14 protein-coding genes are annotated in these 14,928 nt (G+C 69.6%); 8 read left to right on the top strand and 6 right to left on the bottom strand.

Going from position 1 to position 14,928, the window contains the following annotated elements; genetic code table 11:
* Positions 1-145 precede the first annotated feature (145 nt).
* The 8 genes from X946_RS10955 to X946_RS10985 all read left to right on the top strand — a co-directional run bounded on the left by X946_RS10955 (position 146) and on the right by X946_RS10985 (position 7,765).
* The gene (locus X946_RS10955; RefSeq protein ID WP_038747058.1) at positions 146-1,438 is read left to right on the top strand and encodes an EAL domain-containing protein; all 1,293 of its coding nucleotides are present in this window, start codon (positions 146-148) and stop codon (positions 1,436-1,438) included.
* Positions 1,439-1,819: 381 nt separating this feature from the next.
* Positions 1,820-2,200 (top strand): hypothetical protein, encoded by a 381-nt coding sequence (locus X946_RS10960; protein ID WP_038747061.1) that lies wholly within the window; start codon positions 1,820-1,822, stop codon positions 2,198-2,200.
* Positions 2,197-2,547 (top strand): hypothetical protein, encoded by a 351-nt coding sequence (locus X946_RS10965; protein WP_038747064.1) that lies wholly within the window; start codon positions 2,197-2,199, stop codon positions 2,545-2,547. Before X946_RS10960 ends, X946_RS10965 begins: the two co-directional genes overlap by 4 nt.
* Before the next feature lie 30 nt (positions 2,548-2,577).
* Positions 2,578-2,892, top strand: a complete 315-nt coding sequence (locus tag X946_RS35455; protein WP_162483263.1) for a hypothetical protein — start codon at positions 2,578-2,580, stop codon at positions 2,890-2,892.
* 89 nt (positions 2,893-2,981) lie between these two features.
* On the top strand, positions 2,982-4,421 hold the full coding sequence (locus X946_RS10970) for an alkaline phosphatase (RefSeq protein WP_038747065.1): 1,440 nt from the start codon (positions 2,982-2,984) through the stop codon (positions 4,419-4,421).
* A gap of 31 nt (positions 4,422-4,452) precedes the next feature.
* Positions 4,453-5,856 carry an alkaline phosphatase gene (locus tag X946_RS10975; protein ID WP_038747067.1) on the top strand — a complete coding sequence of 468 codons (1,404 nt, stop codon included), beginning with the start codon at positions 4,453-4,455 and terminating at the stop codon, positions 5,854-5,856.
* Between the two features lie 14 nt (positions 5,857-5,870).
* Positions 5,871-6,704 carry a hypothetical protein gene (locus X946_RS10980; protein WP_038747069.1) on the top strand — a complete coding sequence of 278 codons (834 nt, stop codon included), beginning with the start codon at positions 5,871-5,873 and terminating at the stop codon, positions 6,702-6,704.
* Positions 6,705-7,051: 347 nt separating this feature from the next.
* Positions 7,052-7,765, top strand: coding sequence for a copper homeostasis protein CutC (locus X946_RS10985; RefSeq protein ID WP_038747072.1), 714 nt, complete (start codon positions 7,052-7,054; stop codon positions 7,763-7,765).
* Between the two features lie 443 nt (positions 7,766-8,208).
* On the opposite strand, the gene bioB is transcribed toward X946_RS10985, so the two are convergent.
* From bioB to X946_RS11015, 6 genes are all read right to left on the bottom strand, one after another.
* Positions 8,209-9,219 carry a biotin synthase BioB gene (bioB, locus tag X946_RS10990; RefSeq protein ID WP_038747172.1) on the bottom strand — a complete coding sequence of 337 codons (1,011 nt, stop codon included), beginning with the start codon at positions 9,217-9,219 and terminating at the stop codon, positions 8,209-8,211.
* A 59-nt stretch (positions 9,220-9,278) separates the two neighbouring features.
* Positions 9,279-10,001 carry a dethiobiotin synthase gene (gene bioD, locus X946_RS10995; RefSeq protein ID WP_038747075.1) on the bottom strand — a complete coding sequence of 241 codons (723 nt, stop codon included), beginning with the start codon at positions 9,999-10,001 and terminating at the stop codon, positions 9,279-9,281.
* Complete coding sequence (gene bioF, locus X946_RS11000; protein ID WP_038747174.1) at positions 9,998-11,182, bottom strand: 8-amino-7-oxononanoate synthase; 1,185 nt, start codon at positions 11,180-11,182, stop codon at positions 9,998-10,000. Before bioF ends, bioD begins: the two co-directional genes overlap by 4 nt.
* Positions 11,179-12,525, bottom strand: a complete 1,347-nt coding sequence (gene bioA, locus X946_RS11005) for an adenosylmethionine--8-amino-7-oxononanoate transaminase (protein WP_038747078.1) — start codon at positions 12,523-12,525, stop codon at positions 11,179-11,181. The genes bioF and bioA overlap by 4 nt, the downstream gene beginning before the upstream one ends.
* A gap of 519 nt (positions 12,526-13,044) precedes the next feature.
* On the bottom strand, positions 13,045-14,316 hold the full coding sequence (locus X946_RS11010) for a dienelactone hydrolase family protein (RefSeq protein WP_161788656.1): 1,272 nt from the start codon (positions 14,314-14,316) through the stop codon (positions 13,045-13,047).
* 135 nt (positions 14,317-14,451) lie between these two features.
* Positions 14,452-14,904, bottom strand: a complete 453-nt coding sequence (locus tag X946_RS11015) for a YchJ family protein (protein WP_038747084.1) — start codon at positions 14,902-14,904, stop codon at positions 14,452-14,454.
* Positions 14,905-14,928 lie beyond the last annotated feature (24 nt).

The raw sequence follows: 14,928 nt of genomic DNA on the forward strand, positions 1-14,928 counted from the left end.
GACTGGGCGTGGTGTCGTGCGAGTGAGCACGGAGCTTGCTTGAGGCTTGCAGACAACTACGATCGAACAACCGAGGACCACCGATGAAAACCCGCGAGCCGCACGTTTCGCCTGCCGACGTTTTCGTCATGAGGAGGGCCGCCGCATGACCACGACCGTTCAGCAGGAGCGTCCCGTCGCCGCGTCGCCGTATCGCTTCGAGCCGGAGATGACGTCCGGCCTCGAGCGCGTCGCCGCGCATCACCACGATCTCACCCTGACGACGGTGTTTCAGCCGATCTTCAGCCTGTCGCACATGCGCGCGGTCGGCTACGAGGCGCTGTTGCGCGCGCACGATGCGCTCGACCGCCCGGTGTCGCCGCTCGACGTGTTCGGTGAAGCCGCGCGCCACGGCGAGGCGACGCAGGTCGACCGCCTCGCGCAGGCGCTGCATCTCGAAAACTTCGCGCGATTCGGCGCGGAGCGCGAATGGCTGTTTCTCAACGTGCACCCCGGTGTGCTCACCGATCCGTTTCAGGCCGCCGCGCTGTTCGCGAACCTGAAGCGGCTCGACATCCCGCCGCGGCGCATCGTGCTCGAGGTGCTCGAGCAGCGCGCCGACGACATCGAGCGGCTCGCCGACGCGGTGCGCGAATTCCGCGAGCAGGGCTTTCTGATCGCGCTCGACGATTTCGGCGCGGGTCATTCGAACATCGAACGAATCTGGCAACTGAGCCCGGACATCGTGAAGCTCGACCGGATCATGCTGTCGCATGCGCAGCATCGCACCGGACTCACCGCGATCCTGCACGGGCTCGTCACGCTGCTGCACGAGGCGGGCAAGCTCGTGCTGATCGAAGGGATCGAGACCGAGCACGAGGCGCAGATCGCGCTGTCGTGCGATGCGGATTTCGTGCAGGGCTATTTCTTCGGACGTCCGGCGCCGGGGCTGCCCGACAGCGCCGCGGCGTCCGCCTGCATCGGCGAGCTCACCGAGCGCTATCGCAAGCAGACCGAAGCGGCCGAGCGGCGCGACGCGCAGCGGCTCGCGCCGTACCAGCGCGCGTTCGAGCGCGCGGCCGAGCGCCTCGCGGCGGGCGAGCCGCTCGACGAGGTCTGCTGGAACTTCCTCGCGCTCGATCACGCGGCGCGCTGCTTCCTGCTCGACGAGCGCGGGCGGCAGGCGGGCCGCAACGTCGTGCTGCGTGCGGACCGCGCGTCGCACGAGACGCGCTTTCTGCCGCTCGCCGACGCGCAGGGCGCGAACTGGCTGCGGCGTCCGTATTTCCGCTCGGCGATCGCCGAGCCGGAGCGCGTGCAGGTGACGCGGCCGTATCTGTCGATCAACGAGGCGCTGCCGTGCGTGACGTTGTCGATCGCGGTGCGCGTGAACGATGCGCTGTGCGTGCTCTGCGGCGACATCGACTGGATCGACGGCGAGACGCCGCCCGGCGCTTGATCGTCGGCGGGCCCGCGGGCCGCTGTGTTGAGTGGCGGTGCGCGCGGGCGTTGCTGCGGCACACGCGGGTTCGCTATGTGTCCGCGGAATTAACTGCAATCTTGGTTGAGTTTTTGATTCGATGCGAATGCATCGCGCGTTGCGTGCAGTTGCGCCTCGCGATACGCGGCGAGCACGTTGCCTTGCCTCGGTTCGTGCGTACGGCTTTCCAAGGCCGCGAGCGGTGCGCGTACGGCCGCGGGTTCCTGCGCGCGTCGCCGCGGGCGCGATCGGCGACGGCGCGCGTTGCATTTTGCGAACGCGAGGCCGAGAATGCTCCGAGGATTGCGGTGCCGGGCCGGCTTCGCGCGATCCCGCCATCGGCACTACGCGAAGAAAATCATGAAAAGACCGCTTTCGCTGACTGTCCTAGCGTGGTTCGTCATCGTCTCGAACCTGATCGGGCTGATCTCGCTGCCGTTTTCTCTTCACGATCCCCTTTCGCTCGCCGTCCTGCGCCGCTCGCCGCTGCCGATCGAGGCGACCGTCGCGATCGCCGTCGCCAGCGAGGCGCTGCATCTCGTCGCCGGCGTCGCGATCCTGAAGCGGAAAATCTGGGGGCGCACCCTGTACGCGGTCGTTGCGCTCGTCGGATTCGCGATCTCCGCATTCACGACGCCGTTCAGGGGCATGCTGATCGTCGTCGCCGCGCTGATCGCGCTGTTCCTGTTCATCCTGTATCGCCCGGCCGCAACCGCATACTTCAGACGGGCAGCCGCATGAACGCGCTGCGCAACGTGGTTGCGGTGCTGTTCCATGTGCTCGGCAGCTTCGTCGCGGTCGGCACGATGGCGTGCGTCGTCTGGTTGCGGCCGGCGACGCCGCGGCGGCTCGCGTGCGGCGCGGCGCTGCTCGTCGGCGCGGGCGCGCCGTATGCGGTCGGCGCGGCGATCGGCGCGTTTCGGCCGCGGCTGCGGCCGGTCGGCGCCGCGCTTGTCGTGTCGTCCGGGCTCGTGCTGCTCGACGTGTTCGCGATGGTCGGACTGCGGCCGTCGCCGGATCTGCTCGCGATGGCGATCGCGCGGCGCCCCGGGGCTCGCGTTCCCGCTCGAAGGGCTCGCGTGGGCTGAGCTCGTCGCGCTCGCGATCGGCGTCGCGGGGTGACGGTTCGCCGCGCACGGCGCGGATTGACGGGCGCTCGCCGGGCGGCGGACATTCGTCTTGCGACGGCTTTGCCGCGGCTACTGCCGGGGCAGGGCTTCGAGGCCAAGATCGCCGCCAACGCCGCCAACGCCGCCAACGCCGCCAACGCCGCCAACGCCGCCAACGCCAACGACGCCAACAACGCCAACAATCCCGACGCACGACCAAGATCCCGACATGGCCGGCCAAACGGTCCGACACGTCGGCAAGCGACGCCGCCCGCCCCCGCTTCCGCCTCCGCTTCGCTCATCCATTCGATTTCCATTCCATAAACTTTCAAAAGCATTCACATTCGCGTCATATCGCCCTCGTATCTTTCTTGCGTTTTTGAAAGAAACCACATCAACGGGAAGCCGAAAACATGAAGCGAGTGAGACTGGCGGCGCTCCTTTGCGCGAGCGTTTTCGCGGCGGCGGGCTGCGGCAGCGACGAGCCGAAGACCCCCGCCGCAACGGACGACGGCGCGCAAACCACCGCCGCGCGCAACGTGATCTTCTTTCTGGGCGACGGAATGGGGATGACGACGCTGACGGCCGCGCGGATCTACGCGGTCGGCGAGGACGGCGCGCTTACGCTCGACACGCTGCCCGAAACCGCGTTCGTGAAAACCTATTCGAACGACGCGCAGGTGACGGACAGCGCGCCGTCGATGTCCGCGTACATGACGGGCGTGAAGACGAACAACGAAGTGATCTCGATGACGCCCGACACGAAGGCGATCGAGCCGACCGCGAACCTCACCGGCAATTGCGGCGCGGACAACGGCAAATCGGTGCCCACGCTGCTCGAGATCGCGAAGGCGAAGGGGCTCGCGACGGGCGTCGTGACGACCACCCGCGTCACGCACGCGACGCCCGCGGCCACCTACGCGCACGTGTGCCATCGCGACGCCGAGAACGACATCGCCGCGCAGCTCGTGCCGGGCGGCGCGGGCTACAACGCGGCGCTCGGCAGCGGCGTCGACGTCGTGCTCGGCGGCGGCACGCAATTCTTCGTGCCGAAGGACGCGGGCGGCAAGCGCGCGGACGGCCGCAATCTCGTGAACGAGCTGAAGGCGAAGGGCTACGCGATCGCGCAGAACCGCGACGAGCTCCTCGCCGCCGACGCGACGAAGAGCGGCAAGCTCGCCGGCCTCTTCGCGTCGAGCCACATGAGCTACGACCTCGATCGCGGCGCGACGAAGGAGCCGAGCCTGGCCGACATGGCGACGCGCGCGCTCGACGTGCTGCAGAGGAATCCGAACGGCTACTTCCTGATGATCGAGGGCGGCCGCATCGATCACGCGCTGCACGACACGAATGCGAAGCGCGCGCTGCAGGACACGCTCGCATTCGACAACGCGATCAAGGCGACGCTCGACAAGGTTCGCCAGAGCGATCCGGATCTGAAGAACACGCTCGTCGTCGTGACGGCCGATCACGATCACACGCTCGTGCTGAACGGCTACGCGGCGCGCACGGGCAAGACGGAGGCGGGCAAGCCGGGCGTGCTCGGCGTGCTGCGCAACTATCAGACGGGCGCGATCGCGAAGGACGCCGACGGCGCGCCGTACACGATCATCGGCTTCGGCAACGGCGAGAACCGCGTGCAGGGCAGCCGCGCGGGCACGGGCCTCACCGACGCGGTGACGGGCGCGGACGATTACCGGCAGGAAGCGGTCGTGCGCATGGCGAAGGGCGGCGAGACGCACGGCGGCACCGACGTGTTTCTCGGCGCGATCGGCCGCGGCGCGGACGGCTTTCACGGCGTGATCGAGAACAACAAGGTGTTCGAGCTCGTGCGCAGCGCGGCGCAGCTTTGAGCGCGGCCTTGACGGAACAGGGGAATACAGGATGTCGACTATGAAGCGCATCGCGGCGGCGACGCTCGCCGCGGCGGCCCTCTCGGGCGGGTTCGGCCACGCGGCGCACGCCGCGGGCCAGGCGAAGAACGTGATCTTCTTCCTCGGCGACGGAATGGGGCCGACCACCGTGACCGCGAGCCGCATCTACAAGGTCGGCGAGGCCGGCCAGCTCACGATGGAGAAGCTGCCGCGCACCGCGCGCATCAAGACCTTCTCGAACGACGCGCAGACGACGGACAGCGCGCCGTCGATGGCCGCGTACATGACGGGCGTGAAGATGAACAACGAGGTGCTGTCGATGTCGTCCGACACGCGCGCGATCGCGCCGGGCACCGACGCGAACGGCAACAAGACGGTGAACAATTGCGGCGCGACCAACGGCAAGGCCGTGCCGACGCTGCTCGAGCTCGCGAAGGCGCGCGGCAAGGCGGTGGGCGCGATCACGACGACCGAGCTCACGCACGCGACGCCCGCCGCGACTTACTCGCACATCTGCCATCGCGACGCGCAATACGACATCGCCGCGCAAGCGGTGCCGGGCGGCGCGGGCTACAACGCGGCGCTCGGCGACGGCGTCGACGTGCTGATGGGCGGCGGGCGCAATCACTGGACGCCGTTCGATCCGGTCGCGAACAGGCGCGGCCGCGCGGACGGGCGCAACCTGCTCGCCGAGCTGCAGGCGAAGGGCTACGCGCTCGCCGCGACGAAGGATCAGCTCGCACAGGCGGGCGGCGGCAAGCTGATCGGACTCTTCAGCACGACGAGCCATCTCGAGTATGAACTCGATCGCGTCGCCGGCAAGGGCGAAGGCGCGACGCAGCCGAGCCTCGCGGAGATGACGGCCAAGGCGATCGATGTGTTGTCGAAGAATCCGAACGGCTATTTCCTGATGGTCGAAGGCGGGCGCATCGATCACGCGCTGCACGGCACGAACGCCAAGCGCGCGCTCGAGGATACCGTCGCGTTCGACGAGGCGATCCGCACGGCGCTCGCGAAAGTGGATCTGTCGAACACGCTCGTCGTCGTGACGGCCGACCACGACCACACGATGACGATCAACGGCTATTCGAAGCGCGGCAATCCGATTCTCGACATCAGCCGCGGCTATCGCGACGGCCAGCCGAACAAGGATGCGGACGGCAACACGTACACGACGCTCGTGTTCGGCAACGGCGCGAACCGGCCGAACGCGCGGGCCTCGGTGGATTCGGCGAGCGCGACGAACGAAGCGTACTTGCAGGAAGTGGGCGTGCGGATGGGCGGTGCGGGCTCCGAGACGCACGGCGGCGGCGACGTGATGCTGTTCGCCGACGGCGCCGATGCGAAGGCATTCAAGGGCACGCTCGACAACACGAAGGTGTTCGGCCTCGTGAAGTCGGCGTTCGGGTTCTGAGCGGGAGGGTTGCGATGCGCACCTTCGCGATGCAAACGCGCGGGGAAAGACGCGCCGGAAGGCTCGTCGCGCGGCGCGTGCGCGCGGCGCTCGGCGCGACGGCCATGTTCGCCGGCGCGCCGGCGTTCGCCGCGCCCGCCGCGCCCGATCTCGACGCGGTGCTGTTGCACGAGAGCGCGTCGGTGAGCGCGGACGGCGTGACGCGCACCGTCACGTATCGCGAGCGGATGGTGCGCCGCGACGGGCACGTGTGGATCGAGCGCGTGCTGCCCGCGAGCGCGAAGCACGGGCAAGCGAGCGAACGACACGCGCACGGCGGCCACGCGCACGCCGCCGCGCACGCGCCGCAGTCGCGCGGCGGCGTGCGCGCGGCCGCCGCTTCGACGGACGCGCACGCAGGCCACAAGCACTTCGACTTCGATGCGGCCGCGCGGCACGTGACGAACGAAGGCGGGAAGGTTCGCATCGAGTACGTCGATGCGGCGCAGCGTACCGTCGTCGCGGTGCCGCCCGCCGAGTACGAGACGACGGGCTTCGACGGCTCGTGGGACAACGCGTTCTACATCACGCCGCCGTCGCGGTTGAAGCGGCTCGCGGCGAAGTCGACGCCCGGGCCTGTGTCCGGCACGCGCTGGTACGAGCAGACGGTCGGCGCGCCGCGCGCGCAGGGCGTCAATCGCGTTCTCTGGAGCGACACGCTGCAGGCGCCGCTCGTCGTCGAATATCGCAGCGCGGACGGCCATGCGTCGCGCAAGCTGACGCTCACGCCGGCGTCGCGCGCGAAGGTGCCGCCCTGGCAGCAATTGCAGCCGTATGCGCGCAAGGAGTATGCGGACTATCTCGATTGACGCGTGATGCGTGATGCGTGATGCGTGATGCGTGGCGCGTTCGCGCCCGCGTGCGATGCCGGGACAAGCCGAGCAACGCAACGCAACGTAACGCGAGACGGCGCGGAGCAACACAAGCGAAGCGATGCGATGCGGGCGATGGCCGCACGGAGCAACGTCGCGCGCGGCGCGGCGAGCAAACGCAGGCAAGCAAGGCGAAGGCGGCGCAAGGCCGGGCGACATGGCGCAGCGCGTTGCCCGTCGTCCGTCATCCATTGACCGTCGCCGCCGCATTCCGCCCGCCATGCGCGCGCGTTCGCGCCGTCGGTTACGATGCGGGCTGGTTCAACTCGACCCGAGCCGCCTCCATGCCAGCTTCCTCGATCCTTCTCGAAGTCATCGCGACGACGATCGGCGATGCGAAAGCCGCCGCCCGCGCGGGCGCCGATCGCCTCGAACTCGTGACCGCCATCAGCGAAGGCGGATTGACGCCGAGCGTCGGCGTGATCGAAGCCGTTGTCGCCGCGGTGCCGATTCCCGTCAACGTGATCGTGCGGCCGCACAGCCGCTCGTTCCATTACGACGCGAACGAGCTCGCGGCGATCGCGCGCGACGTGCGCGCGGCTGTCGCCGCGGGCGCGAACGGCGTCGTGTTCGGGATGCTCGACGCGCACGGCGACGTCGATCTTGCCGCGTTGCAGCGCGTCGCCGACGCGGCCGACGGACGCGATCTCACGTTCCATCGCGCATTCGACGTCGCGCGCGATCTGAATACCGCGCTCGATACGCTGCTGCGCGTGCCGTCGGTCACGTCGGTGCTGACGTCGGGCGGGCATGCGTCGGTGCTCGACGCGCGCGACGTGGTCGCGCGGATGGTGCGCCGCGCCGAGGGCTCGACGTGCGCGGTGCTCGCGGGCGCGGGGCTCACCGTCGACGCGGTCGGCGATTTCGTGCGCGCGACAGGCGTGCGGGCCGTGCATTTCGGCTCGGGCGTGCGCGAGCGCGGCGAGGTGCTCGCGCCGATCGACGAGCGGCTCGTCGCGAAGGCGCGCGCGACGCTCGACGCGGCGGCGCGAGGGTAGCGCGTCGAAGGCATGTGCTCGCACGCGTGGGCAGGTGCTGCGCGACGATAAAAAAGCCGGGACATCGTCCCGGCTATTTGCTTGACTATTGAAGGCGTTCGGCGTTCGGCGTTCGGCGTTCGGCGTTCGGCGTTCGGCGTTCGGCGTTCGGCACCGATTGTTTGATGTTCGACACCCGACACCCGACACCCGACATCGCACATCGCACATCGCACATCGCGCATTCGACACCCGACGTTACCCGCCGAACCTCGGACGTCCGGCGTTCGACGCCCGACGTTCGAAATCCGACATCCGACGCCCGGCTTCTCTTTCAGCGCTCGAGCTTCAAACGAAAAGCATCGCGCCGGGAGCGCTCGGCCGTCACCGGCGAATGTTCGCGAGCGCGCGGCCGCCGTTCGCCACGCGCGGCGGCGCGCTCAGGCACTCAAGCGTTCAAGCGTTCAAGCACTCAATTGCGTCGCTTCGCTCGCCGACATCCCGAGCCGCGCCAGCAGCTTGCGGTCGGCTTCCGCGCGCGGATTGCCGGTCGTGAGCAGCACGTCGCCGTAGAACATCGAGTTCGCGCCGGCGAGGAAGCACAGCGCCTGCATCGAATCGTCGAGCTGCTCGCGGCCCGCCGACAAGCGCACCATCGCCTTCGGCATCGTGATTCGAGCGATCGCGATCGTGCGCACGAATTCGAACGGATCGAGCGCCTGCGCGTTCTCGAGCGGCGTGCCTTCGATCGCGACGAGATTGTTGATCGGCACCGACTCCGGATACGGGTTCATGTTCGCGAGCTGCGCGATGAGGCCCGCGCGCTCGCGGCGCGATTCGCCCATGCCGATGATCCCGCCGCAGCACACGTTGATGCCCGCCTCGCGCACGCGCTCGAGCGTGTCGAGCCGATCCTGGTACGTGCGCGTCGAAATGACCTGGCCGTAAAACTCGGGTGACGTATCGAGGTTGTGGTTGTAGTAGTCGAGGCCCGCTTCGGCGAGCGCCTTCGCCTGATGCTCCTCGAGCATGCCGAGCGTCACGCACGTTTCGAGGCCCATTTCCTTCACGCCGCGGATCATGTCCTTGATCGGTTCGATGTGCCGATCTTTCGGGCTGCGCCACGCCGCGCCCATGCAGAAGCGCGTCGCGCCGTTTTCCTTCGCGGTGCGCGCGGCGGCGAGCACCGCGTCCACTTCCATCAGCTTCTCCGCCTTCAGGCCGGTCTCGTGATGCGCGGATTGCGAGCAGTAGCCGCAATCCTCCTCGCAGCCGCCCGTCTTGATCGACAGCAGCGTCGACAGCTGGATCGCGTTCGCGTCGAAGTGCTCGCGATGCACCTGCTGCGCGCGGAACAGCAGATCGTTGAACGGCAGCTCGTAGAGCGCGATCACGTCGGCGACGCGCCAGCGCGGCGCGACGGGCGCGGTCACCGGCGTTTCGGTCGTCGCGCGAGCGGTTTGGGCTTGAGTCATGTCGGTCATCCTTCGGAACGGGGATCGATTCGGAAATGCTTCGATAAGCGGGTAAAACGTCAGCGCGGCGCGGCGGCGCGCAACGCTTTCAGCAACAGGTTCACGTCGAGCGCCGCCGACGCCGCCTCGGGCGACGGCGGGCTCATGTGCGCGACGTCGCCGACGAGCGGCGCGCCGTGCTCGCGGTCGAGCCACGCGCGCAGCGTGTCGACGTTTTCGTCGGCGAAGTTCATCGCGGCGTCGATGCGGTTCGCGACCCAGCCGGCGATGCTCAGGCCGCGCGCGGCAATCGCGTCGGCGGTGAGCAGCGCGTGGCTGATGCAGCCGAGCCGCACGCCGACGACGAGCACGACGGGCAGGCCCAGCGCGACCGCGAGATCGGCGGTGTCGCGCGTGCCGGTCAGCGGCACGCGAAAGCCGCCGACGCCTTCGACGACGACGACGTCCGCCGCCTCGCATGCACGGCGATGCGCGGCGACGATCGCGTCGATGTCGAGCGCGACGCCTTCGCGCGCGGCGGCGATGTGCGGCGCGGCGGGCGCCTTCAGCAGGAACGGCGTGCGGATCTCGGCGGGCAGCGCGACGTTCGCGGCGGCGTCGAGCTGGTCCGCGTCGTCGTTGCGCCACATGCCGTCGCGCTCGTATGCGCCCGCGGCGATCGGCTTCATCGCCGCCGCGCGCAGCCCCGCGCGCGCGAAGCCGCGCAGCAGCGCGGCCGACACGAAGGTCTTGCCGATCTCGGTGTCGGTGCCCGTCACGAACAGCGAAAGCGGCGCGCTCATGCGGCGGCCTCGGCCCGCGTGACGAGCGCCGCTTCGAGGCGCGCGAGGTCGTCGAACGAATGCGCGGCCGACAGCGAGATCCGCAGCCGCGACGTGCCGGCCGGCACCGTCGGCGGCCGGATCGCGGGCACCCAGAGGTTCTGCGCGTCGAGCGCGGCCATGGCGGCGAGCGTCGCTTCGTTGCTGCCGATCACGAGCGGCTGCACGGCCGTGTGCGAATCGACGGGCCGCCACGGCGTCGCGCGCAGGATCGCGCGCGTGCGCTCGATCAGCGCGGCGAGATGCGCGCGTCGCGCGTCGCCTTCGTCGCTCGCGATCACGCCGAGGCTCGCGGACACCGCGCACGCGACGGACGGCGGCGCGGCCGTCGTGAAGATGTAGCTGCGCGCGCGCTGCACGAGCCATTCGATCACGGTCTCGTGCGCGACGACGAACGCGCCCGCGACGCCCGCCGCCTTGCCGAGCGTGCCGACATAGACGAGGTTCGGCGAGCGCAGCCCGTGCGCGGCGAGCGCGCCGCGGCCTTGCGGGCCGAGCACGCCGAAGCCGTGCGCGTCGTCGACGACGAGCCATGCGCCGTGCGCTTGCGCGAGCGCGACGAGGCGAGCGAGCGGCGCGACGTCGCCGTCCATGCTGAACACGGTGTCGGAGACGATCAGCTTCGTCGGCGCGTCGGACGCGGCGAGGAGCGCTTCGAGCGCGTCGGCGTCGGCGTGCGGATAGATGCGCACGTCGGCGCGCGACAGCCGCGCGCCGTCGATCAGCGAAGCGTGGTTCAGCGCGTCGGAGAAGATCGTCGCGCCGCGGCCCGCGAGCGCCGTCAGCGCGGCGAGATTCGCCATGTAGCCGGTGCTGAAGTAGAGCGCGCGCGGCGCGTCGCAGAAGCCGCCGGAGAATGCCGCGAGCTCGTCTTCGAGCGCCGCGTGCGCGCGCGAATGGCCGCCGAGCAGATGCGAGCCGCCGCTGCCGGAGCCGTAGCGGCGCGCGCCTTCGGCGAACGCTTCGATCAATCGCGGATGCGCGGCGAGGCCGAGATAGTCGTTGCTCGCGAAGCCGACGATCTCGCGGCCGTCGACCGTCATGTGCGCGCCGCATGCGGTGTCCGCGATGCGGCGGCGGCGGCGCAGCCCTTGCGCGTCGATGTCGGCGAGGCCGCGTTCGAGCGTGGCGAGCAGGTTCATGCGCGTGCCTCCGTGAGCGTTGCGTCGAGCGTCGCGCGCGTGCGCGACGCGAGCCATTCGATTTCGCCGTCGTCGAGGATGTACGGCGGCATCAGGTAGACCGTCGTGCCGATCGGGCGCAGCAGCGTCTCGCGTGCAAGCGCGTGCTCGAAGAAGCGGCGCGGGAATGTGCGGGCCGCGTCGCCTTCGAGCGCGACGTCGAACGCGAAGATCGTGCCGCGCTCGCGCAGGTGGCGCACCTGCGGATGCGATGCGAGCGGCGCGAGCGCGGCGCGCATCAGCGCGGACTTGCGCGCGTTCTCGGCGAGCACGTCGTCGGTGTCGAACAGATCGAGCGTCGCGACGGCCGCGCGGCAGGCGAGCGGATTGCCCGTGTACGAATGCGAATGCAGGAAGCCGCGCGTCACGTCGTCGTCGTAGAACGCCTCGAAGATCGCGTCGCGCGACAGCACGAGCGACAGCGGCAGATAGCCGCCGCTGATGCCCTTCGACAGGCACAGGAAATCGGGCCACACGTTCGCCTGCTCGCACGCGAAGAACGTGCCGGTGCGCCCGCATCCCACCGCGATCTCGTCGGCGATCAGATGCACGTCGTGCGCGTCGCACAGCGCGCGCAGGCCGCGCACGTACGACGGATCGTGCATCGCGAAGCCGGCCGCGCACTGCACGAGCGGCTCGACGATCAGCGCGGCAATTTTCTCGCCGCGCTCGGCGAACAGGCGCTTCACGTCGTCGAGCGCGCGCGCGGCGACGTCGGCGGCGCTTTCGCCGGGTTGCGCGCCGCGCGCGTCCGGCGACGCGACGACGTGCGCCGCGCGAATCAGCGGATCGTATGCGTCCTTGAACAGCGCGACGTCGGTCACGCCGAGCGCGCCGATCGTCTCGCCGTGATAACCGTTCGCGATGCAGACGAATTCGCGTTTGTCGCCGCGGCCGCGGTTGCGCCACGCGTGGAAGCTCATCTTCAGCGCGATCTCGACGGCCGACGCGCCGTCCGACGCGAAGAACGCGTGGCCGAGCGTGTGCCGCGTGCGCGCGGCGAGCCGCTCGGCGAGCTCGATCGCGCTTTCGTGCGTGCAGCCGGCGAGCATCGCGTGCTCGAGCGTGTCGAGCTGCTGCTTGAGCGCCGCGTTGATGCGCGGGTTCGCGTGGCCGAACAGGTTCACCCACCACGAGCTGATCGCGTCGAGATAACGGTTGCCCGCGCGATCGAAGAGCCACGCGCGTTCGCCGCGCGCGACCGGGATGAGCGGCAGCCGCTCGTGGTGCTTCATCTGCGTGCAAGGATGCCAGACCGCGCGAAGGCTGCGCGCGACCCAATCGTCGGTTGCGTGTGTGCTCAAGACTGCTCCGGGACCAAAACGCGTCGAGGGCGTGCGAAGCGCCGCTTGCTCATGCGGGATCGATGGCGGAGAAAGCGCTCGATCGGATGGCGAAAAACGCGTGTGCAAAATCAAAACCGGGGCTGAGATTAGCGTGTTTTGCGCTTCGTTGCAGTACCCGTTACAAAACGCCGGAGCCTTTACGGACGCGGAGTTCGGCGCATTTCGCGGCCGCTCGCGACGGTTTGGGCCCGTTCGTTCGCATACGGCGCAGAAGACGACGGCAAAGAGCGGCTACCCGTCGGGCGGAAATCGGGCGGCGCGCGGCCGAAACAGCGCGAGCGCCGAAAAAAGGGCGCTTTCAGGCGAGATCGAATGGCTGCCCGCGTGCGTCGCCCGCGCCGACAGGCGACGCGCGCGGACGGCGTGCGGTCATCGATGTGAGGAAAACGCAAGAACGCGGAAGAGGAGCCGGCCGCAGCGGTGCGCCGGCGTGCGGCCGAGAACGGCCAAGCGCGGGACGGATCGATTGCTCGGCGATCAGCGGCTTGCGAGTGCGCGCGCGGCGTTCGGCGAATCGTCAGCCGTTTGCGCGATCGCGTCGCGCCACACGACGCGATCGTCGACCGCGTACAGCTGGCACTGCCCCGCGCTCTGCTTGCGGCAGCCATCGAGCGCGAGCGCCATCGGATCGTCGCCGCCTTCGGCCCACGACCACGCGCCTTCGCTCGACACCGCGAACGCGCGGCTCGGATGCTGCGCGAGGAAGCGGCGATACGCGGCGCGCCCGGCCTCGTCGATGAACGGCACCGCTTCGACCGCGTCGATCGCCGCATAGCCGCTCGCTTTCGGCTCGTGCGGATTCGCGACCGCGTAGCGGACCGACGTCGGCAGATTCAGCTGCGCGAGGAACGACGCGACGGGCGGCCACCAGATCGGCACGCCGTCGCGATCGACGATGATCCGGTGCGCGTCGTCCTTATAGCGGCCGAAATCGACGAAGAGCGTGCTCGCGCCGTGCGACACGTACGCGTCGCGCAGTTGCGCGACGAGCGCGGGCGACCATACGGAATCGTTGTCGCCGTACAGCCACAGCGACGGCACATGCGTGCGCGAGCCGTACGTGTCGAACGCGTCGACGAGATTCTTCTGCCAGCCTTCGCAGAGATCCTGGCGCAGCCCGCCCGAGAAGTTGATGATCCCGCGCACGCCGCGCGCGGCCTCGGCGCCGTATGCGAGCGATACGAGCCCGCCGTGCGACGTGCCCGCGACGACGACGTGCTTCGCATCGACGTAAGGCAGCCTCGACATGTAGCCGATCGTCGCGGCGACGTCGCGCGCCTGCGCGACGCCGTTTCGCTCGACGTCGCAGCCTTCCTGGGCATACGCGCCGCCCGAGCCCGCGAAGCCTTCGCGGTTCGGCGCGACCACCGCATAGCCGCGCCGCACGAACTCGCGCGCGAACGACAGCGGCCGGCTGCGCGGCTGCGCGCGCAGGTCGCCGGGGTTCTTGCCGTGATTGAAGACGACGAGCGGGAAGGGGCCGGGGCCGTCCGGCTTGAACACCGTCGCCTCGAGCGTGATCGCGCCGGCCGCGTCGACCGGAATGCGGATGATCGTTTCGTTGAGATTCGCGGCGACGGGCGGCAGGCCCGAATTGCCGTAGTCGAAGCGCTCGGCGTTCGCGAGCGCGCCGGGGCGGGCGTTCGCGGCGGCAGGCGCGGACGGAATGTCGGGCGGCAGCGGGCCGGCCTGAGCGGCCGACAGCACGCATGCCGCGATCCATCCCGTCATCACCTTGCCGAATGCCATGCCAGAGCCCACCGACGCGAATTGCACCAAACGTCGGCCATCCTAGCCTGACAAATTCCGGTTGTGCAATGCCGGAATTACCCGGCATGGCGAGCTGCATCGCCAACCCGCGGTATCGGCTTGGGCCGCGTGGACTCAGCGCTCGCTTACATCGCCGTCGACGTAGCGCCACGCGCCTTGCGCGTCGCGCGTGAAACGGCTCGTTTCGTGCATCCGGTGCGCGCGGCCGCCGACTTTGTAGCGTGCGACGAATTCCACTTCGGCGTGCGTATCGTCGAGCTGCGCATGGCGCTTGATCGCAAGGCCGAGCCAGCGCGGCGCGTCCGCGCGGGCGGCGTCGGCGCCGAGATCGGGCGGGCAGGTGCGCGGGTCCCAGGTCGCGCGCAGATAATCGGTCGCGCCGAGCACGTACGCGCTATAGCGCGAACGCATCAGCTCGAGCGCCGTCGCGGCGCGCGCGTGCCCGTCGATCAGGCGCGCGCAGCAATCCGCGTAGCGCGGCGCGCGCGCGTTCGCCAACGCGCCGGGCGCGGCGCCGCCGCACGGACAGTCGAGCGGGCGCTCGGAGGCGGGCTTCGTGGCTTGCATCGTGATTCGAAAAAAAGGGGGCGG

This window comes from Burkholderia sp. ABCPW 111, from assembly GCF_000773065.1.
Taxonomy (GTDB): Bacteria; Pseudomonadota; Gammaproteobacteria; order Burkholderiales; family Burkholderiaceae; genus Burkholderia; species Burkholderia savannae.

Bases quoted from the DNA above. Each gene is read 5' to 3' on its own strand.
- X946_RS10955 (WP_038747058.1), top strand. From the start codon at position 146: ATGACCACGACCGTTCAGCAGGAGCGTCCCGTCGCCGCGTCGCCGTAT.
- X946_RS10960 (WP_038747061.1), top strand. From the start codon at position 1,820: ATGAAAAGACCGCTTTCGCTGACTGTCCTAGCGTGGTTCGTCATCGTC.
- X946_RS10965 (WP_038747064.1), top strand. From the start codon at position 2,197: ATGAACGCGCTGCGCAACGTGGTTGCGGTGCTGTTCCATGTGCTCGGC.
- X946_RS10970 (WP_038747065.1), top strand. From the start codon at position 2,982: ATGAAGCGAGTGAGACTGGCGGCGCTCCTTTGCGCGAGCGTTTTCGCG.
- X946_RS10975 (WP_038747067.1), top strand. From the start codon at position 4,453: ATGTCGACTATGAAGCGCATCGCGGCGGCGACGCTCGCCGCGGCGGCC.
- X946_RS10980 (WP_038747069.1), top strand. From the start codon at position 5,871: ATGCGCACCTTCGCGATGCAAACGCGCGGGGAAAGACGCGCCGGAAGG.
- X946_RS10985 (WP_038747072.1), top strand. From the start codon at position 7,052: ATGCCAGCTTCCTCGATCCTTCTCGAAGTCATCGCGACGACGATCGGC.
- bioB (WP_038747172.1), bottom strand. From the start codon at position 9,219: ATGACTCAAGCCCAAACCGCTCGCGCGACGACCGAAACGCCGGTGACC.
- bioD (WP_038747075.1), bottom strand. From the start codon at position 10,001: ATGAGCGCGCCGCTTTCGCTGTTCGTGACGGGCACCGACACCGAGATC.
- bioF (WP_038747174.1), bottom strand. From the start codon at position 11,182: ATGAACCTGCTCGCCACGCTCGAACGCGGCCTCGCCGACATCGACGCG.
- X946_RS11010 (WP_161788656.1), bottom strand. From the start codon at position 14,316: ATGGCATTCGGCAAGGTGATGACGGGATGGATCGCGGCATGCGTGCTG.
- X946_RS11015 (WP_038747084.1), bottom strand. From the start codon at position 14,904: ATGCAAGCCACGAAGCCCGCCTCCGAGCGCCCGCTCGACTGTCCGTGC.